Source organism: Flavobacterium defluvii (assembly GCF_900129555.1).
In the GTDB taxonomy this organism is placed as follows: domain Bacteria; phylum Bacteroidota; class Bacteroidia; order Flavobacteriales; family Flavobacteriaceae; genus Flavobacterium; species Flavobacterium defluvii.
Genome location: NZ_FQWC01000002.1, coordinates 269,012 through 289,537, shown reverse-complemented (window position 1 = coordinate 289,537; position 20,526 = coordinate 269,012). Strand labels below are relative to the sequence as shown.

At 32.8% G+C, this 20,526-nt stretch carries 21 protein-coding genes; 15 read left to right on the top strand and 6 right to left on the bottom strand.

Going from position 1 to position 20,526, the window contains the following annotated elements; translation table 11 throughout:
• Window positions 1–66 precede the first annotated feature (66 nt).
• From BUC29_RS05430 to BUC29_RS05360, 15 genes are all read left to right on the top strand, one after another.
• Window positions 67–609 carry a DUF1599 domain-containing protein gene (locus BUC29_RS05430; protein WP_053473476.1) on the top strand — a complete coding sequence of 181 codons (543 nt, stop codon included), beginning with the start codon at window positions 67–69 and terminating at the stop codon, window positions 607–609.
• Window positions 610–688: 79 nt separating this feature from the next.
• Window positions 689–1,810: a BT_3928 family protein gene (locus BUC29_RS05425; protein ID WP_073414133.1), complete on the top strand. Its 1,122-nt coding sequence runs from the start codon at window positions 689–691 to the stop codon at window positions 1,808–1,810.
• Between the two features lie 320 nt (window positions 1,811–2,130).
• On the top strand, window positions 2,131–2,625 hold the full coding sequence (locus tag BUC29_RS05420) for a TlpA family protein disulfide reductase (RefSeq protein ID WP_073414131.1): 495 nt from the start codon (window positions 2,131–2,133) through the stop codon (window positions 2,623–2,625).
• Between the two features lie 94 nt (window positions 2,626–2,719).
• Window positions 2,720–3,472: a triose-phosphate isomerase gene (gene tpiA, locus BUC29_RS05415; protein ID WP_073414897.1), complete on the top strand. Its 753-nt coding sequence runs from the start codon at window positions 2,720–2,722 to the stop codon at window positions 3,470–3,472.
• A 141-nt stretch (window positions 3,473–3,613) separates the two neighbouring features.
• The gene (gene prmA / locus BUC29_RS05410; RefSeq protein ID WP_073414128.1) at window positions 3,614–4,447 is read left to right on the top strand and encodes a 50S ribosomal protein L11 methyltransferase; all 834 of its coding nucleotides are present in this window, start codon (window positions 3,614–3,616) and stop codon (window positions 4,445–4,447) included.
• A gap of 35 nt (window positions 4,448–4,482) precedes the next feature.
• The gene (locus BUC29_RS05405; RefSeq protein ID WP_073414895.1) at window positions 4,483–4,758 is read left to right on the top strand and encodes an ATP-dependent Clp protease adaptor ClpS; all 276 of its coding nucleotides are present in this window, start codon (window positions 4,483–4,485) and stop codon (window positions 4,756–4,758) included.
• A gap of 65 nt (window positions 4,759–4,823) precedes the next feature.
• Entirely contained in the window at window positions 4,824–6,104 is a 1,281-nt protein-coding gene (locus BUC29_RS05400) for a sterol desaturase family protein (protein WP_073414126.1), read from the top strand.
• Complete coding sequence (locus BUC29_RS05395; RefSeq protein ID WP_073414123.1) at window positions 6,104–6,781, top strand: lysoplasmalogenase; 678 nt, start codon at window positions 6,104–6,106, stop codon at window positions 6,779–6,781. Before BUC29_RS05400 ends, BUC29_RS05395 begins: the two co-directional genes overlap by 1 nt.
• 99 nt (window positions 6,782–6,880) lie before the next feature.
• A complete protein-coding gene (locus BUC29_RS05390) occupies window positions 6,881–7,333 on the top strand; it encodes a 2-dehydro-3-deoxyphosphooctonate aldolase (protein ID WP_073414121.1) in 453 nt (150 codons plus the stop codon).
• 37 nt (window positions 7,334–7,370) lie between these two features.
• Window positions 7,371–7,685 (top strand): hypothetical protein, encoded by a 315-nt coding sequence (locus BUC29_RS05385; protein WP_073414118.1) that lies wholly within the window; start codon window positions 7,371–7,373, stop codon window positions 7,683–7,685.
• A 277-nt stretch (window positions 7,686–7,962) separates the two neighbouring features.
• Complete coding sequence (gene kdsA / locus BUC29_RS05380; RefSeq protein WP_073414116.1) at window positions 7,963–8,781, top strand: 3-deoxy-8-phosphooctulonate synthase; 819 nt, start codon at window positions 7,963–7,965, stop codon at window positions 8,779–8,781.
• Between the two features lie 22 nt (window positions 8,782–8,803).
• A complete protein-coding gene (locus BUC29_RS05375) occupies window positions 8,804–9,709 on the top strand; it encodes a hypothetical protein (RefSeq protein ID WP_073414114.1) in 906 nt (301 codons plus the stop codon).
• 106 nt (window positions 9,710–9,815) lie between these two features.
• Window positions 9,816–10,499 (top strand): YiiX family permuted papain-like enzyme, encoded by a 684-nt coding sequence (locus BUC29_RS05370; RefSeq protein WP_073414112.1) that lies wholly within the window; start codon window positions 9,816–9,818, stop codon window positions 10,497–10,499.
• 87 nt (window positions 10,500–10,586) lie between these two features.
• Window positions 10,587–11,039 carry a hypothetical protein gene (locus BUC29_RS05365; protein ID WP_073414110.1) on the top strand — a complete coding sequence of 151 codons (453 nt, stop codon included), beginning with the start codon at window positions 10,587–10,589 and terminating at the stop codon, window positions 11,037–11,039.
• A 3-nt stretch (window positions 11,040–11,042) separates the two neighbouring features.
• A complete protein-coding gene (locus BUC29_RS05360) occupies window positions 11,043–11,348 on the top strand; it encodes a hypothetical protein (protein WP_073414108.1) in 306 nt (101 codons plus the stop codon).
• 307 nt (window positions 11,349–11,655) lie between these two features.
• Here the strand turns inward: BUC29_RS05360 and BUC29_RS05355 are convergent, their stop codons facing one another.
• The 6 genes from BUC29_RS05355 to BUC29_RS05330 all read right to left on the bottom strand — a co-directional run bounded on the left by BUC29_RS05355 (window position 11,656) and on the right by BUC29_RS05330 (window position 20,489).
• A complete protein-coding gene (locus BUC29_RS05355; RefSeq protein WP_073414106.1) occupies window positions 11,656–13,050 on the bottom strand; it encodes a M20/M25/M40 family metallo-hydrolase in 1,395 nt (464 codons plus the stop codon).
• Between the two features lie 167 nt (window positions 13,051–13,217).
• Window positions 13,218–15,128 carry a discoidin domain-containing protein gene (locus tag BUC29_RS05350; protein ID WP_073414104.1) on the bottom strand — a complete coding sequence of 637 codons (1,911 nt, stop codon included), beginning with the start codon at window positions 15,126–15,128 and terminating at the stop codon, window positions 13,218–13,220.
• Window positions 15,129–15,185: 57 nt separating this feature from the next.
• Window positions 15,186–15,971, bottom strand: a complete 786-nt coding sequence (locus BUC29_RS05345) for a glycerophosphodiester phosphodiesterase family protein (protein ID WP_073414102.1) — start codon at window positions 15,969–15,971, stop codon at window positions 15,186–15,188.
• 91 nt (window positions 15,972–16,062) lie between these two features.
• Window positions 16,063–18,363 carry a beta-glucosidase BglX gene (gene bglX, locus BUC29_RS05340; RefSeq protein ID WP_073414100.1) on the bottom strand — a complete coding sequence of 767 codons (2,301 nt, stop codon included), beginning with the start codon at window positions 18,361–18,363 and terminating at the stop codon, window positions 16,063–16,065.
• A 10-nt stretch (window positions 18,364–18,373) separates the two neighbouring features.
• Window positions 18,374–19,087 carry a carboxylesterase family protein gene (locus tag BUC29_RS05335; protein ID WP_073414098.1) on the bottom strand — a complete coding sequence of 238 codons (714 nt, stop codon included), beginning with the start codon at window positions 19,085–19,087 and terminating at the stop codon, window positions 18,374–18,376.
• 13 nt (window positions 19,088–19,100) lie between these two features.
• The gene (locus BUC29_RS05330; protein WP_073414096.1) at window positions 19,101–20,489 is read right to left on the bottom strand and encodes a glucoamylase family protein; all 1,389 of its coding nucleotides are present in this window, start codon (window positions 20,487–20,489) and stop codon (window positions 19,101–19,103) included.
• Window positions 20,490–20,526 lie beyond the last annotated feature (37 nt).

The window sequence follows — 20,526 nt, the reverse complement described above, 5'->3', positions numbered from 1 at the left end:
TAAACTTGAAACTCTTAAAAAATTATCCTTATTTTTGAAGAAATTTTAGCAAATATACAGCAATAAATGAAGAATACTTCCCTTGAATTTGATAATGTAATTACGGTTTGCCGAACCTTGTTTATCAATAAAATGAAAGATTACGGCAGCGCCTGGAGAATTTTAAGACTTCCTTCGCTGACAGATCAAATTTTCATAAAAGCACAAAGAATCAGAAGTTTACAGGAAAATGACGTTCGTAAAGTTGATGAAGATGAAAAAGGAGAATTTATTGGAATTATCAATTATTCTATCATGGCTTTAATTCAATTAGAATTAGGTGTTGTGGATCAGCCTGATCTTGACGTTGAAAAAGCAACTGAATTATACGATGCTAAAGTAAAGTTAACCAAAGACTTAATGGAAGCTAAAAATCACGATTATGGTGAAGCATGGCGCGACATGCGTGTAAGTTCACTGACAGATTTGATTTTGCAGAAACTTCTTCGCGTAAAGCAAATTGAAGACAACAAAGGTTTGACTTTGGTTTCTGAAGGAATTGATGCTAATTATCAGGATATGATTAATTATTCTGTTTTTGCTTTGATCCTTAATCCTATAAACAAATAGAAAATCCAAAAATAAAATTCCAAATTCGAATTTTCTAACATGATTTTGGAATTTGGTATTTAAACCCTAAATATTTGCCATGAAAAACATTATTACTCAATTCTCCCGATTATTTGTCGGTGTATTATTTATCATTTCCGGATTAATAAAACTGAACGATCCTGTTGGTTTCTCTTATAAATTGGCAGAATATTTTAGCGAACCGGTTTTCAATATGCCATTTTTAGAACCATTAGCATTAGGTTTAGCTATTTTCTTAGTTATTCTGGAAGTAGTTTTGGGCGTAATGTTGTTAGTGGGATATAAAGCCAAAACTACCATTTGGGCATTATTGCTTTTAATCGTTTTCTTTACCTTCCTTACCTTCTACTCTGCTTATTTTGATGTTGTTAAGGATTGCGGTTGTTTCGGAGACGCACTTCATTTAACCCCTTGGCAGTCATTTACAAAAGATGTTGTTTTACTATTCTTTATCCTGATTTTATTTATAAATCAAAAACTTGTAAAACCTTTATTTTCAAACGGAGTTACAAATGCCATTACTTTGATTAGTGTGACTTTAAGTGCGTTTATGGCTTACTGGGTTTTAAATCATAATCCTATTAAAGATTTCCGTCCGTATAAAGTTGGAACAAACATCGAAAAAGGAATGGAAATTCCGGAAGGCGCTCCAAAATCTGTAGTAGAAATGATCTTTATTTACAAAGTAAACGGCGTTGATAAAGAATTTACCGAAAAAGATTTAATGAACATTCCGGAAGGTGCCACTTTTGTTGACCGAAAAGATAAAGTAATTACAGAAGGTTATGTTCCTCCAATTCACGATTTCACTATGACAAAAGATGATTCTGACTACAAAGCAGAATTCCTTAAATTGCCAAAATTATTGATTTTTGTAACGTATGACTTAACTAAATCCGATCCGGAAGGGATGAAAAAATTAGCAAAAGTTTCTGCCGATGCCAAAGCAAAAGGCTATAAAGTGATTGCAATGACGGCTTCTGGAGCTGATGAAATTGCAAAAGCTAAAAAACAATACAACTTAGATGTTGATTTTTATTTCTGCGATGCAACGGCTTTAAAAACTGTAGAAAGAGCAAACCCTAGCATTGTAGTTTTACACAACGGAACTGTTGTTCAAAAAGTGCATTACAATGATGTCGATGATTTAAAACTATCAGATGTTGCTTATGGGATATAAAAAATCCTAACATATAATAACGCAGAATAAGTATTTAAAAGTCTTCAATAAATTTAATTATTGAAGACTTTTTTGTTGCTGTTTGACGTTTTTAAGTCTTCAAAATTATCTTTAGAATATAAAAAACATTCATTTTTTTAGCTTTCAAAAAAACAATTTCAAAAAAAAAGAGAATTTTAGACACAACTATTACGATTTCATTCGTCATTTTCTAACCGAAAATTAACTTTTTGTTACAAAATAAACGACTCTTCAAATTTTGTTAATCTGTATTTGGCTTTTCATTTGTTTGTTTAACTTTGTTAAAAATCATTTATCACATGAAACAAACGGCACTACTTATTATTGCATTTATAACTTTTTCATGCTCACAAGCTCAGAAAACAAGTTTTTCTAAAGAGGCTTTGTCTGAAAAATTATTGAATCTTGACGGAGGTCAGACTTCTTTCAAAAACATTTTAAAAAAATATAAAGGAAAAACTCTGGTTATCGAAGTTTGGGCTTCCTGGTGTGGCGACTGCGTAAAAGCAATGCCAAAAGTAAAGGAATTACAAGCCAACAATCCGAATGTTTCTTACTTATTCCTTTCGGCAGATAAAACAGCTGATAAATGGAAAGCCGGAATCGAAAAACATGAATTAAAAGGCGATCATTTTATGATGAACGACGGTATGAAAGGTGTTTTTGGAAAAGCCATAGATCTTGACTGGATTCCGAGATATATTATTGTTGACAAAACAGGTAAAATTGTTTTATATCGCGCTATCGAAACAGATTTTGATAAAATCAACGCAACTTTAGCAAGCTTGAAATAGTCTGAAATAGCAATTTCAATGACAATTTTCAATTTCAATGATTTTGCTAAACTTCAATAAAAACAAAAAATTAAAAAATAACAAAAACTACAAAATGAGAAAAAAGATTGTTGCAGGAAACTGGAAAATGCATAAAAATGCAGCTCAGACTGAAGAATTATTAAGTGAATTAATTACAAAAATACCGGCACAAACAACTGCTCAGGTAATTGTGGCTCCAACATTTGTAAACTTACAAGCTGCAGTAGCAAAATTAAAAAACACTACAATTGGAGTTTCTGCTCAAAACGTTCATCAGGCTGAAGGCGGAGCTTTTACAGGAGAAATCTCTGCTGATATGTTAACTAGCATTGGTGTAAACACTGTAATTTTAGGTCACTCTGAGCGTAGAGCAATTTTCCACGAAACAGATGCATTAATCGCAAACAAAGTTGATACAGCTTTAAAACATGACATCACTGTGATTTTCTGTTTTGGAGAAGAATTAAAAGATCGTCAGTCTGGAAATCATTTCAATATTGTTGAAAATCAATTACGTGACGGATTATTCCACATTGCAAAAGAATCCTGGTCAAAAATTGTATTAGCTTACGAACCAGTTTGGGCTATTGGAACTGGAGAAACTGCTTCGCCAGAGCAAGCTCAGGAAATGCACGAATTTATCAGAGAAACAATCCGTAAAGCTTTTGGAGCTGAAATTGCTGATGAAGTTTCTATCTTATACGGTGGTTCGGTAAAACCAGAAAATGCAAAAGAAATTTTCTCTAAACCAGACGTAGACGGTGGTTTAATTGGAGGTGCTGCTTTAAAAGCTGACGATTTCTTAGCAATTGTAACTGCTATCTAATTTTAGATTTATATAATTATGAAAGCGATACTTTTCAGTATCGCTTTTTTTATGTTTTAAATTATTCTTAAATTAAAAATGTTCTTTTAGATTTATAAACAACTTTTGCTTTGGATTCTTACCTTTGCAAAAAATTTATTTATGTCAAATATTTATTTAGGATATCACTTTACAATTGAACCAAAAGAACCCGGATCAGAAATTTTAATTGCTGAATTAGGCGAAAAAGCTTTTGAAACTTTTACAGAAACAGAAAACGGTATTTCGGCTTTTGTGAAAAAGGATTTATGGGATGAGAATATTCTGGATGATATTTATATTTTACAGTCTGAAGAATTTAAAATTGAATACACAATTGAAGAAATCGATCAGGTAAACTGGAACGAAGAATGGGAGAAAAATTTCGAACCAATTGATGTTGACGGAAAATGCCATGTTCGCGCTCCTTTTCATCCAAAAACGGATGCTGAGTATGATATTGTTATTGAGCCTAAAATGAGTTTTGGAACCGGACATCATGAAACAACTCACATGATGATTCAGCATTTACTGGAAATGGATGTTAAAGGTTTAAAAACACTTGACATGGGCTGTGGAACTGCAATTTTGGCAATTCTAGCAGAAATGAAAGGCGCTGAACCAATCGATGCCATCGATATTGACAATTGGTGTTATTTAAATTCTATCGAAAATGCCGAACGCAATAATTGTAAACATATCAGCGTTTATGAGGGCGATGCCGCTTTATTAGCAGGAAAAAAATATGATTTTATTATTGCTAATATCAATAGAAATATTCTTTTAAACGACATGCAGGCTTATGTAGATAGTTTAAACCCAAAAGGTATTATATTATTCAGCGGTTTTTATGAAGAAGATATTCCTTTTATCGATGCTTCATGCACTGAAAAAGGACTAACGTATGTTAAAAAGTTTCAAAGAAACAATTGGGTTTCATTAAAATACGTAAATTAGTTATAGTAATTACAACAGTACAAAAAACTAAAACAATGAGTACTAAAGAAAAAATAAGAGAAAAAGTTCGCGAAAAAGAAGCGACCGGATTCAATAACGAAATCATTGTGTACAACGACGATGTTAACACGTTTGATCACGTAATTGATACCTTAATACGTGTGTGTGACCACACATCTGAACAAGCAGAACAATGTTCCTTAATTGTACATTACACCGGAAAATGCACTGTAAAAACAGGCCCAATCGAAAAATTAAAACCTCAATGTACACAGCTTTTGGAAGCTGGACTTAGCGCCGAAATTGTTTAATTTACCAATAATTTAAAAAACATTGTATTTTATTTTATATTTGAAATAAAATACAATGTTTTTTTATGGAAGAATATGGTAAAATATTAATTATCGCAATGCCTGTTTTTTTAGTTCTAATTGTAATTGAAAAAATTTACGGCATTTACAAAAAGAATGATACTGCTCCATTAATTGACAGCGTTTCGAGTATCAGCTCTGGAATTACCAATTCTGTAAAAGATGTCTTAGGTCTCAGCGTCACATTTCTTTCTTATGAATGGATGGTTTCTAAAATTGCTATTTTTCATCAGGAAGCCAATGTTCTTTCGTATGTAATTGCTTTTTTTGTCATTGACTTTTATGGTTATTGGAGTCATCGACTGGCACATCAAATTAATTTCTTCTGGAACAAACATGCCATTCACCACAGCAGCGAAGAATTTAATCTCGCCTGCGCTCTTCGTCAGCCCATTGCTAGTTTGGTTAATTTATTTACTTTTCTACTAATTCCCGCAGCATTATTAGGTGTTCCGGCTTCTGTAATTACTATTACACTCCCACTCCATTTGTTTTTACAATTTTGGTATCATACCAAGCACATTAAAAAAATGGGATTTGTAGAGCATATTCTCGTTACACCTTCTCATCATCGGGTGCACCATGCTATAAACCCTGAATATTTAGATAAAAACCATTCGCAGATATTTATTTTCTGGGATAAACTTTTTGGCACTTTTCAGGAAGAATTAGATGATGTTCCACTCGTTTTCGGAATTACAAGACCAGCAAACACATGGAACCCGATTAAGATTAATTTTCAGCATTTGACTTTATTGATAAAAGATGCCTGGCGCGCCGAAAAGTGGAAAGACAAACTAACAATCTGGTTTAAACCAACCGGCTGGAGACCTGAAAATTTCGAACAGAAATATCCGGTAAATAAAATTGAAGATGTTTTTAATTTTGACAAATACGGAACACAAAATTCGCAAAAGCTCATTTATTGGTCTGTTACCCAAATTTTAATTACGCTTTTGTTTGTAAGCTATTTGTTTGACAATATCGCCAAAATCGGCCTTCCAAATATTTTTGTTTATGGATTCTTCATTTTTATAACCATCTACAGCAATTCTGAATTGATGGATAAAAGCAGATTTGCTATCGTTTGGGAAGGATTTCGCTTAGCTTTCGCAATCTCCGTTATTTGGTTCTACGGCGATTGGTTTGGTTTAAATTCAGTTTTTTATTTAAGTAGTTACATCATTATAAGTTATTTAATTTTATCATTTTTAATAACGATATATTTTGTAACTATTGATTTTAAAACTCCCCAAAACCAAACCATAACTTCACAAACCGCATAATGAAAAACGCTGTATTCTTTATAACTTATATTGCTTTTAGCATTATTTATTTATTGCTTTTATTTCTGGGATATGATAGCTTAGACTGTTATTTAAAACCAGCTTTAATTCCGCTGCTGATTTTAGGAGTTTATTTTTCGAAGAAATTTCAAACCAAAAAAATTCTTCTAACAGCTTTAATATTTTCGTGGATTGGCGATGTAATATTGCTTTTTGCAGAGATTGCCGAAATTTATTTTATTCTGGGATTGGTTTCTTTTTTAATATCCCATATTTTTTATTGCATACTGTTTAACAGACAATTTAAAGAAAAAAACAAAAGAAATACGATAATATTTTTAATTGGAAGTATCCTCATTGCTGTATATTTAATCGGAATGCTTTCGGTTTTATTACCGTCATTAGGCGATTTAAAAATCCCTGTAATTGTATATGCAAGTGTAATTTCAACAATGCTTTTATTTGCTTATAATGGTCTTTTAATCTGGAAAAAACCGGCTAATCAATATGTTTTTTTGGGCGCACTTTTTTTTGTGGTTTCTGATAGCGTTTTGGCAATTAATAAATTTCATTTTCCGATTCAAAAAAGTTCATTTATAATCATGCTGACTTATCTTGTGGCACAATATCTGATTGTAAAAGGTATATTAAAACTCAATTCAAAAAAAGAAATATGATAAGCACGAATTAAACCAATTATTACTATATAATTTTTTTGAATTTATAATCTGTAACAAAAACCTTTTACATTTGTGTGACCAAAACAAACCTCAACCATGAAAAAAATAAGTCTTTTTTTAATTCTATTAATTTCAGCAACTTCTTGTATCAGCACAAAGTCTACTTTGAAAAATGTAGATGATAATGCTCCGGATTTGATATTAAATAAAAATAATACGTTTATTATTACTCAATTCAGTAAAGACAAAAAGTATGGCTATGACCCTGATTATCCAATAAATATCTTTTTTAGAAATACACAGGACGAAGCCGCAAATGAAGTACGCTTTCTAAATGCTCTGGCAGGACCAAATGGAGAAAAAATCACTTATAGAAGATTAGAAACCTGCTGTCCATTTCCAACAAAAAGAAGCAATATGGGGGCAGGATTTTTAAATGTTTACGAAGTAACGTGGGAAGGTCAAAAGAAACCGGTAACACTTTATTTAAATATTTATGAAAAAGGAATTTTAATGGTTCCGATGGGATTGAGTTTGAAGAAAGAGTAAACTTCATTGACACTAAACCAAGTAATATCATTTTTACATGTACGGAATATCTCCTTTCATTTTAATTATTTTACCTTTATTATTTCAACTTGTTTATGGCAGAAAATCCATTGGTGAAAGCATTTCACTAAAATTTGGAACTGTTTCATTAATTAGTTTCATTTTACAAGTTGTTTTATCTATTGCAGCTTGTTATATTGCTTCTTATAATTTTACTGAAAGTCTTGAAGGTCGTCCTTATAGATGCGGAATGGGAATACTTGGAATAATTGTACTTGTATTCTTGCTTACAATCATACTTTTGATTGTTATTATTGTTCAGTATTTTATAAAAAGATCTTACGAAAAATAATCTAAATAAATAGGCTGTTTTCAGTTCTAAATAAATCATATAGTATAACATTCTACAACTTTTACTACTATCTATCAAATACATGATAAATATCATTTATTGTATACCTTCCTAGTTTTAATATTGTGCTAATAAAAAGCTTAATAATAATCTAACCAATAATTTTGTTCAAATACTATCTGATTATACGGAGGTTTTCGGATTCTTAAAATAATCTTAAATCTTCATCTGCTATTCATAAATCATAACTACCTTTGCAGTGCAAAAAAATAATTTTATGAACTTACAACATATTCCACAAATTAAGCATACTGACAGCGGAAACTTCTTTTTATTGGCGGGACCTTGCGCCATTGAAGGAGAAGAAATGGCTCTTAGAATTGCTGAAAAATTAGTTGGTATTACCGACAATCTTAAGATTCCTTATGTTTTTAAAGGGTCTTTTAAAAAAGCAAACCGTTCTAGAATCGATAGTTTTTCTGGGATTGGTGACGAAAAAGCTTTAAAAATTTTAAGAAAAGTTTCAGAGACTTTTCACATTCCAACAGTTACGGATATTCACACAAACGAAGATGCTGATAAAGCGGCTCAATACGTTGATGTTTTACAAATTCCTGCTTTCTTAGTTCGCCAGACTGATTTAGTTGTGGCTGCTGCCAATACAGGAAAAACGGTGAACCTGAAAAAAGGACAATTCATGAGTCCGGAAAGTATGAAACACGCTGTACAAAAAGTATTAGACTGTAATAACGAAAATGTTATGGTTACAGATCGCGGTACTATGTTTGGCTACCAAGATATGATTGTTGATTTTAGAGGAATTCCTACTATGCAGCAATATGCATCTACGGTTTTAGACGTTACACATTCTTTACAACAGCCAAACCAAACGGCAGGAGTTACAGGCGGAAGACCTGATATGATTGAAACGGTTGCAAAAGCCGGAATCGCAGTTGGTGTTGACGGTATCTTTATCGAAACACATTTTGATCCTGCAAACGCAAAAAGTGATGGTGCTAATATGCTTCATTTAGACTATTTTGAAGGTTTAATGAACAAATTAGTTGCTATTAGAAAAACAGTTAACGCATTTTAATACCTATTAATACTTAAGTTCTTTGAAAACAAAAATTTTATTTTTCTTATTGGCTTGTGTTTCTTTAAACACATTTGCTCAAGAAGAGATACCTGTACAAAAATATGCCGCTCACAACAAAGGAAAATTCTTTGTGATGTGGGGTGGTAACAGAGAAAGCTACTCAAAATCAGACGTAACTTTTACTGGAAAAGATTATAAGTTTAGAGTAGAAGACATGTCTGCTCATGATAAACCAAAAGGATGGCACGTTGATTATATCAATCCTGCTAATATGACAATTCCTCAAACGAATTTGAGATTAGGTTATTTCTTTAGTGATCACTACAGTGTTACAATTGGTGTAGATCATATGAAATATGTAATGACTCAGAATCAAACGGCAAAAGTTAATGGTGATATTAATTTACCTGACAGTGATCCTGCTCATATCTACAATGGCCATTATGATAATACACCTGTAGATATGTCTTTAAATGGCGCTATAGAAGGTGGTTATGACATGGGTGTTACTAATCCAAATGGGCCTGCTTTTTTAATGTACGAGCATACAGATGGTTTAAACTACATTAATACAGAAGTTTCAAGATTTGATGATATTTCGAAATTGTTCAGTCTTCCAAATATTGATAAAGTTCAGATTAACTTGACTGAGGGATTAGGAGCTGGTATTTTATATCCTAAAACCAATACTACTCTTTTAGGAAAAGAACGTCATGATGATTTTCATGTTTCTGGTTACGGGGTTTCTGCAAAAGCAGGTCTAAATATTACTTTCTTTAAACATTTCTACGTTCAGGGAGAATTAAAAGGCGGTTATATCGATATGCATGATATTAAAACTACTGTAAGTAATGAAGATAAAGCTTCTCAGCATTTTTATTTCTTCCAAAGAATTATTGCTGTCGGAGGTATTTTCAGAATCTAATTTTCTTAGAAAATATATTTTAAAATAGTTATCATTTATTTGGTAACTATTTTTTTTATCATTTACTTTGCGACTCAAAGTACTTTATTTACTATTTCGATTTAACATGAAAAAACAAAAATATACTTTTCTCTTTGTCACGTTCGTACTGAGCTTCGCCTGTGCCTTGTTTGTCGCCATGAAGGTTTTCCCAAACAATCCTTTTTCGAAAACGAAATCTAAATTTGAAAATAATGAACTCAGCAAAATTAAAGACGGTGATATTATATTTCAAACATCGCAATCGCCTCAATGTGAAGCGGTACGAATTGCTACTAATTCAAAATTTTCTCATTGCGGTATCATTTATAATATTAATGGGAAATGGTTTGTTTTTGAAGCAGTTCAGCCAGTAAAACTTACTCCGTTTGATGAATGGATCCAGCACGGAAAAGACAATAAATATGTGGTAAAGCGATTAAAAAATGCTGATAAGGTTTTAACTCCTGCTGTTATTCAAAAAATGCAAGAATACAGTCAGCAATTTGATGGTAAAAAATACGATGCTTATTTTGAATGGACAGATACGAGAATATACTGCTCTGAACTGGTTTGGAAGATTTATAAAAATGCTGCCGGAATTGAACTTTCTAAACTAAGAGAATTAAAAGATTTTAATCTTGAAGATTCAAGGGTTCAAAAAATATTAAAAGAAAGATATGGAAATGATATTCCACTTGACGAAAAAGTGGTCGCCCCTTCTGACCTGGCAGATTCTGATTTACTTATAACTGTAATTGATAATTATTAAAAACCAGTAAAGCTGATTTAAAGATTGGCTTTTTTATTTGTTAATTTACTTTGAAACTCAAAGAACTTTTTAATTAAAATTAATATTATGAAAGATTATTTGTTTGAAAAATTGTATGAATGTACAAAAAAACCTTATCAGAAATATTTTAAAAAAAATGAAGCCTGGAAAATTGACAAAACAGGATTAATGAATTATCCGGAAAACAGTTTGGGACATGGTTTAGGAAATTTTCTTTATAAAAATCATTTTGATATGCAGGAAAAACTGGAAGATCACGATATCATTCATGTTTTAACAAATACAGGAGTTTCCGTTTACGAAGAAATTGGAATGCAATATTATCTTTTTGGAAATGGAAAAAGAAGCTTGTATTTGTTTATGGTTATTTTATCTGGCACTTTATTTTATCCAAAACAGCTAAAATACTTTCTACAACAATTTAAAAGAGGAAAACAAGCGTATCCATTTCATTATTTGGATTTTTCGAAAATGCTTTTTATCCCTGTCAAATCTATTCAGCAAATATTTAAAATTTAAATTATGAAAACAATTCATAACAAACCATTTGAAGAAAAACAATCAACAGAACTTGCAATTGGATCTTTTATAATTATTACTTTTTTGTTAATACTTTACATTCTTTCTCATCAAAGTTCTAATGTACTTATCATAGCATGGCCATTTGCACTTTCGGCGATAATACTTAATACCATAATGTTTTTTGATTTAATAGAAAAGTTTATTCATTTACCTCAACACCGAAGGGATATTGCTGTTAAAATATTGATTCTTCTCTCTAATATTCCAATTACATTTTTTTATTACTTGATGGTAATGAATCTCTAACAGATTTTGCAATAATTTTGTAGTTTAGATTTGTGTTTTTTTAGTGTTCCTTCTCAATTACTAGTAAAACATTATGGATACTATCAAAACAGGTTTCTGGAAACTGGCTTTCATTTTAAGGCCTGATGAGTTTAAAGGATTCATTGAAACATGCCGCAGCTGATTTAGCAAACAGCTGGCTTTTTAGTGAATATGAATTCAAAATGAAAACTATTACAATTTAATCAACCAGCAATAAAAAAAGTTTTCAAAACTAAAAAAAGCTATAAGTAAACTTATAGCTTTTTAAATATTTTTAAACTAAATATTAATTTGCTGATGGAAAAACAATTCCGTTTTGGTCAACTAAATAAATCAATGATGTCATTGTTGCTGCACCCAATTCCAACTCTCTTTTATTGATAGCATCAAATTTATCATTTGCAGCGTGGTGATAATCAAAATAGCGTTGAGAATCTGGCATTAAACCTGCTTTAACGATTGTTGTTTTTGCTGTTAAATGCTCAATATCTGAACCTGCATGTCCTTTAAGGAAACTGTTTACGAAATAAGGTTCAAAAAAGTCTTTGTAACCTTGTAGTTTTTTAAAGTTAGCATCATCAGCTTCGATTGAGAAACCTCTTGGTGTAAATCCGCCTGAATCACTTTCTAAAGCAAAAATATGGTTTTCATTCTTTTGTTTTGCTACTTCTTCATATTTAGCACCGCCTTTTCCGCCGTTCTCTTCATTCATGAATAATACAACACGAATCGTATTTTTTGGTTTGTAGTTTAAGTTTTTCAAAATACGAACAACTTCCATACTTTGTACCACTCCTGCTCCATCATCATGAGACCCATCGGCTAAATCCCAAGAATCTAAGTGTCCACCCACAACAATAATATTTTCCGGAGTTACAGTTCCTGTTAATTCTCCTATTACATTATATGACTGAGCATCTGGTAATGTTTCGCAAGATTGTTTGAAAAAGAATTTTATAGTTGGATTTGCTTTTAAAGTTTTACTCAATAACTCGGCTCCGTTTGTACTAATTGCAGCAGCCGGAATATATTGCTCTTTTGGTAAATCTCCATAACTCTGTGCTCCCGCATGTGGAAAATCATCTAAACGTAAGTTTAATGAACGTACAATAGCTCCAACAGCTCCCAGTTTAGCAGCCTCTTTTGCACCGCTCCTTCTCTGGTCACCAGCACCAGAATATGCTTCAAATGTTCCTATGTTTTCAGGATTCATTGGTCTGTTAAAGAATACAATTTTTCCTTTTACTTTATCTCCAAGTCTTTTTAATTCGTCAAGACTTTGCACTTCGATTACCTCAGCAGTAATTCCGGTTTTTGGAGTTGCAACAGAACCTCCCAATGCGCAGATTGGCACGGCAGTTTTTACTTTTCCGTCTAAAATAAAGGCCGTTTCTTTTTCTCCGCGTACCCAGTGAGGAACGGTAACTTCCTGCAGATATACTTTGTCCAGGCCTAGATTATCTAATTGTCTCTTGGTGTATTCTACAGCTTCTGCAGCACCTTTTGAACCCGATAAACGGCTTCCAATATCATTTGATAAATATTCTAACCAGGAATAACATTTAGCTTCGGTTAAAGCTTTTTTGTAAAATAATTTAATGTTTTTTTCATCGTTTGACTGTGCAAACGCTGCGGTCAATCCATTTAAAACTAGAGCAGTTAAAAGAATCGTTTTTTTCATAATTTTAATAACATTTTGGGGTTATGCTGCTTTTTTGGGTTATCTTACAAAGAAACGAAAAACTAAAGAACTGTATGAGTTTTTCCTTAACCTTTTCTCAACAAAAAACTCCAACTATAAACTAAAAGGTTTATAATTGGAGTTTTTCATGGTATCAAAAAATAAAACTATTTTACTTCAATAATCTTATTTTTTGTGCCAATTCCATTTTCGTTGAAAGCTTCAATTGTAAAATAATATTTAGTTCCTTTATCTAAACCTCTAAAATCATACGAATTATCGCCGTAAACCATAATACTATTATACAGTTTATCTGGAGAAATTCCGTAATAGATATTATATCCAACTGCATCGTTTTGCTTTTTCCATGAAATCATAGCGTTTCTTGAATCTGCTTTATTTCTGTCAACTTTAAATGTAGAAACAGCTTTTGGTTTTTCTGCTAATCCGTTTCCAAAAACCCTGAAATCTGAAATAGCAAACAATCCCGAAGCGTTATGAATATTTTCCATTTTAATATATCGCGCTTTAAACGGCTTAGTTAATTCAACGTAATCATGCGGGGCATCTTTATCATTTTTAGATTTATCAACAACCAGTGTCCAGTTTTGCGCATCATCAGACATGAATATTTTGTATTGATAATAAATATCCATCGCCTTATTGTACTGAGTTGCTTTATGATCTGCGTAATTAATCTGCAAAGCATTGATTTCCATTTGTCTTCCTAAATCCATTTGAAGCCATTCGCCAGGATTATTCGTTTTTGCAGACCAGTATGTTTGAATATTTTCATCGGTTAAATTTTCAGAACCATAACAGAACTTCTCATAGACTTTCTTTCCTCGGTTATCCATTCTGTGTGTTTCCACTTCCATACAATCTTCAGAAGAAGAAACGGTTACCGGCTTTTTATAAGAAAGTAACATCCATCCTGATGAAGCTCCTTTTGTCTGATCTCTTTGAGCCGTTGGCAGCACAATTGGAAAATCTCCGTAAGAAGTAATGGAATACATTACATCATCTTTATCAAAACCGGCAGGAAACATATCTATACGACGCTCAAAACGGTCTTTAATAGAAATTTTACAGGTTCCTGTATTCCAATAATTTCCGTAATTATCTGCGAAAGTATTTCCGTGTCCTGCTCCAATTACAAATCCGCCTGGTTTATAGGACATTGGATTGTGTTTTTGATACGTAAACGGCCCTAATGGATTATCTCCTACGTGAACTCCATTTGCATAGCCTTTAAATTCTGTTGCCGGCGCGCCATATTGCATATAGTATTTTCCGTTGTGTTTAGTCATCCATGCTCCTTCAATAAAGTTTCCCCAAGGAGCAGGTTCCATATCATTATTGGGTCCAAAACGTTCCCAGCCATGAGCAGAAGGATCAAGAATGGCAACTTCTTTTATTTGTCCATAAGGTTTTTGAATATCTTCTACTTCTGTTGCTTTATATAATGTCGCATAATCGGCCTGATTTCCTTTTGGAAGCCAAGTGTTATAATCCACCTCAACACCTACTAAAGGCAGTTTTCCGCTTGAACCGTAATACATATATACTTTTTTGTCATCATCCTGAAAAATCGCCGGATCCCAAGTTGGTAACATTGCTTTATCTACATGTCGTGTCCATTTACCCGATTTTGGATCGGCCGTTTTCCAAACTGGATGATCTCTATTCCATGTCGAACCAACGTAAAATAAGGTATCGTTTACAACCCAGGCTGCAGGCGCGCATTGATCGTCATCGCCGGGCTTTCTTTGAAAACTTCCGTAAACAAAATTCCAGTCTGACATGTCCTTACTCCAAAAGAAACCTGCCTGATTGGTTGCAAATAAATAATATTCGCCTTTATAAGTAATAATTACCGGATCTGCACTGGAACGACGGGAATATGGTATCCCATTATGATTGTAAGTTGTAAAATTGTAACCAATATTGATTGGATTACAATATGTTGTTGCTGGTTTATTTGGATCAAACCATTCTGTTTTGCCGGGAATAGCTGCTTTTTGGGCCCAAATATTTATGGAACAGAATGCTAAAAGCAATATGAATATCTTTTTCATTTTGTATTCTTTTTAAGTTTATATAGAATTCATCTCAGTAAAAATGAAGCTGAAAATCTATTTTCTCTCTTTTAATTTTTGGCTTAAAAGTTCAGGTTCGTTTGTGGTAATGTAATTGAATTTATTTTGTATAATCCAATCCATGTCAGCCGTTTCATTGACAGTCCAGGCATTTAAAATAATATCATTGTCTTTTGCTTCTTTAATCCATTCCGGATGTTTTTTAAAGACAGAATAATGATAATCGACACCGTTGATTTTATCAGCTTTTACTTCTTTCGGAGATTTATTTCCTTCTAAATACTGTAAAGATGTTTTAGAATCAATTTTTCTAATTTGCTTTAAAATATCATAATCAAAACTAATATAGCAGGTAATTTTATCCGCTTTAAGTTGCTTAATAGTTTCAACAGCCATTACTGCTGTTTTTTGCCCTCTTTCTTTACTTATTTCCGAAGGTTTTATTTCGCAGACCAAAAGAGTGTGTTTGTTATTCTTTTTTCCTTCTGAAATATATTCATATAAAGTAGGAAGTTTTTCTCCATTAGAAAGCCTAAATCTCATTAAATCAACATAATTGGTTTCTTCAATAAGCAACTTATTGTAATGTGCATCGTGATTAATTACAAGTGAATCATCAGCAGTTCTCCAAACATCAAATTCTGATCCGGGTAGTTTTAAATCAATTGCATGTCTTAGTGATGCAATAGAATTTTCCGGCAGATTGTTTTTTTTCCATGCGCCGCGATGTGCTACTACAGCATTCTTTTCTGTACTACAAGAATTAAAAACAATTATAATTGTCAAAAAAAGTAATGTCTTAAGTCTTTGTATGATTTTCATTAATTTAAATTTTATGATGATAAAAAATGTCTTTTTATGAAAAAGCCCTCCGTCAACCAAACGAAGGGCTCTTTACTAATCAATAAACCAACTATTTAGTTAACTCAAAACTAACTTTCTTATCGGCAGTAGAATTTCCTCCAACGAAAACATCAAACTGTCCAGGCTCTGCTACGAATTGTAAATCAGAGTTATAAAATTTTAAATCTTCAACCGTAATGTCAAAACTTACGCTTTGTTTTTCACCTTTTTTAAGTGTTATTTTTTGGAAACCTTTTAATTCTCTAACTGGTCTTGTTACTGAACCAACTAAATCTCTGATGTATAATTGAACCGTTTCTTTTCCGTCGTAATTTCCAGTGTTGGTTACATCAACTGTTACTTTTAATTTTCCGCTGAAATTCATTTTATCAGAAGAAATTTTCAGGTTTGAATAATCAAAAGTCGTGTAGCTCAAACCAAATCCGAATGGAAATAAAGGTTCGTTTCTTTCGTCAATATAGTTTGATCTGAATTTTTCGAATTTCCCTTCTGTATTAGAAAGTGGTCTTCCTGTATTTTTGTGCGCATAGTAAATTGGCAATTGACCAACACTTCTTGGGAAAGTTGAAGTCAATTTTCCAGAAGGATTTACATCTCCGAATAAAACATCAGCAATTGCATAACCAGCTTCTGTACCAGCAAACCAAGCATTTAATATGGCCGGAACTGTTTTTTCTTCATCCGTAATTACTAACGGACGTCCGTCAAACAATACTAAAACAACTGGTTTTCCTGTTTTTAATAAAGCGTTTAATAAATCCTTTTGCGCTTGTGGAATTTGTAAATTCGTACGACTGCTTGATTCTCCGCTCATTTCTGCAGATTCTCCTAGAGCAGCAACAATTACATCAGATTGGTTTGCTACTTTTAAAGCTTCTGCCAATAATTCTTCTTTTGAACGAGAATCACGGTGTAATGTTTTTCCAAACATTGTAGCATTTGTTTCAAAAGTTTCATCATAATCTAAGTTACTTCCTTTTGCATATAAAACTTTTGTTGATGGTCCTGCTACTTCTTTAATTCCTGCTAATAATGAAACGGCATTTTCCATTCTTGTAGCAACACTCCAAGTTCCCGGCATATTTTCTTTAGCATCAGCCAAAGGCCCGATTAAAGCAATTGTTCCTGATTTTTTAAGAGGCAGTAATTGATTTTGGTTTTTTAATAACACCAATGACTGAGCGGCAATCTGGCGAGCCTCTTTTCTACTGTCTGTTGTGAAGATTTCAGTTTTAGCTCTCTTCTCATCACAATATTTATATGGATCCTGGAATAATCCTAAATCATATTTTGCTTCTAAAATAAGTCTGACAGCATTGTCAATTGTCTCTATAGAAACTCTTTTTTCGTCTAAAGATTTTTTCAAAGTTCCTAAGAAACCTTCACCAACCATATCCATTTCTACACCAGCGTTTAAAGCTAAAGCAGAAACGTCCTGAAGATTACCCATTCCGTGTTCGATCATTTCAGGAATTCCTGTAAAATCTGTTACCACAAAACCTTTAAAGCCCCATTGTTTTCTCAAAACATCAGTCATTAACCATTTGTTTCCAGTTGCAGGGATTCCGTCAATCTCATTGAAAGAAGCCATAACCGAACCTACACCAGCGTCAACTGCAGCTTTGTAAGGAGGAAAATAATCATTAAACATTCTGATGTGACTCATGTCAACCGTATTGTAATCACGTCCACCTTCCGGAGCTCCGTATAATGCGAAGTGTTTAACACAAGCTAAAATTGAGTTATTTTTTGAAAGATCGTGCTGCTGATATCCGTTTACCATAGCTTTTGCAATCTGACTTCCTAAATATGGATCTTCTCCAGAACCTTCAGAAACTCTTCCCCATCTTGGGTCACGAGAAATGTCAACCATTGGAGAGAATGTCCAGTTTATTCCGTCAGCACTTGCTTCTTTTGCAGCAATCTGCGCACTTCTTTCAATTAAAGCCATATCCCAGGTACAAGACAACCCTAACGGAATTGGAAATGTTGTTTCGTAACCGTGTATAACGTCCATACCAAAAAGTAATGGAATTTTTAAACGGCTTTTTTCTACGGCAATTTTTTGTACTTCTTTAATTTTTTGTACTGATTTTATATTGAACAAACCGCCCACTTTTCCATCTGCAATATTTTTTGCAACGTTTGAGCTGTTTGCCTGTCCTGTTGTTATATCACCAGATGTAGGTAAATTTAACTGGCCTAATTTTTCTTCTAATGTCATTTTTGACATTAACTCTGCTACAAACTCCGACTTAGGTTTAATTTGCACTGTACTTTTTGCGCTCTTTTTTTGAGCGTAACCCAAAACAGCACATCCTAAAAAAAGTAAGACTAATTTGTTTTTCATTCTATTTTATTTATTTGTTCGTATTCAATTTTTTCTGTTTCAACATCCAGTCATAAATTTCCGGATTGTCATAAACTCTTGTCCAGCTGTCATGTCCAGCATCATCAAAAATAGTTAACTGAACATCTTTTGCATTGCATTTTTTTAATTCTTTATATATTGTGACAGCGTAATCCACTTTTACAACATCATCCAATAATCCGTGGAATATCCTGGTTGGAATATTGGCTATTTCACAAGTTTTTTCTAACTGAATTAAATCTACAAAACCAGCGACAGGTACATTTGCGGCAAATAGATCCGGATGTGCAAAAGCCAAATTCCAAGACGCCCAGCCTCCTGAGCTTAAACCAGTAACATATATTCTTTCAGAATCAATTTTATTTTCTTTCTGGATTTTTAAAATCAGCTGATAAATTGATTCAATATCCCAATTTTCATCCTCTTTACATTGCGGTGCTAAAACGTAAGCATCCAATGTATGTGTTTTTAAATATTTTAAAGGACCGTGAATTTTTACTTTTTCCAGGTCTGTACCTTTTTCTCCATCACCTGAAATAAAAACTATTAATGGCTTTTTTTCTTTTGTATAGGCTGGTTTGTGTAATATGTAGCCTAATTCATTATTCGTTACAATAACTGTTTTTATTTTTCCTGTTGTTTCAGTTTGTGCAAAACCAAATACAGAAATTAACAGCAGTAATAAGCCTAGTTTGCATTTCATAATAGATTATATCTTAAATCCCGTATTTCCCTGATGCAAAACCAAGTTTTTTTAAACCCTGTTTAGTATCTGATGCGTTCATAAACAATTTCCATAATAAGCCTGTTCTATAGTTTTCAATCATTGGTGCTATTGTCCCCTGATCGATTGCTAAATATCTTGGTGTTACCCAATTGTATTGTGGAGAAAAGGCATCATAAGGCCCTGCAATTCCAACATATTTAGCTTTGTTTTCATCATATAAATAATGAAGGAATTTCATAGACTCAACTGGTGTGTATGGAAATGATGATAAAGCCGCTGTAGGCGAAATTACACCATTGTCGTTATTTGGCTGATGAGCCGTATAACCTGTTGTTCCATCAGGATTTCTGGTATAACTTGCTGTTAATCCCCAGCATTTATCTGAATAATCTTTGAAACCTTTTGGATTAGCAACACTGTACTGAACCATAATTTTAGCATGGTTTTGAGTTAACTGCCAGTAATCTGCATATTTGTCTTTTAAATTATTTGGATCTAAACCTAAATAAGAATAATGTGACCAGAACATTGGTCCTACATTTCCTGACGCTCCATTATAGTTTAGCACAACCGGAATACCATATTGAGATCTTCCGTCTACAATAGCCCCGCTTCTAGCCCATGCTTTATGATATGCTTCTGCAGAAATTGGATGAGTTGGTGATGATGCTGCCATTACATAAGTAATTAGACATTCGTTATAACCTTCTAATTTAAAGTTCATTTCCCATCCATAATTTGGCGACCAATGCCAGTATAAAGCATCCTGCCCTTGTGTATACCAATCCCATTCGACGCCTTTCCAAAGTTCATCAGCTTTTACAGCTAATTCTTTTTCACTTGTGCTTCCGTTTTTAAAATATTCTCTGATTGTAATTAATGCCTGGCATACAAAAGAAGTTTCTACTAAATCTCCCCCATTATCTTTTGTTCCAAAAGGAATTACTTTTCCTGATTTATTGTCCATCCAGTGTGGCCATGCTCCATGAAAACGTTCTGCTTTTTCTAAGAAAGTTAATGCTGTTGTAAGTCTAGAAACAGCTTCAGCTCTTGGCAAAAAACCTCTTTCTACCCCTACAATAATACTCATTAACCCAAAAGCTGAACCTCCAGTCGTAATAATATTAGCTTCAAAATTAGGATCTTCAGTTAGATATCTTTCACGTGCCAGTTTAGAATTAGAATCTGCATATTCCCAAAAATATTTTATTGCGTCTTTTTGTACCTGATCCATTGCCTCAGTATCTGTTAGAGGTTTTGTTGGTGTTGTTGGATTTGTTGGTAATGGTGTGCCGCCACTTTTCCCTTCATCAGGTGAAGAAGATGAACAAGAACTAACAGCACTTAAAAACATAATAATATATAAACCTATCTTCATTTTATCAATTTCTTATAATTAGTATTAAAAAATACAC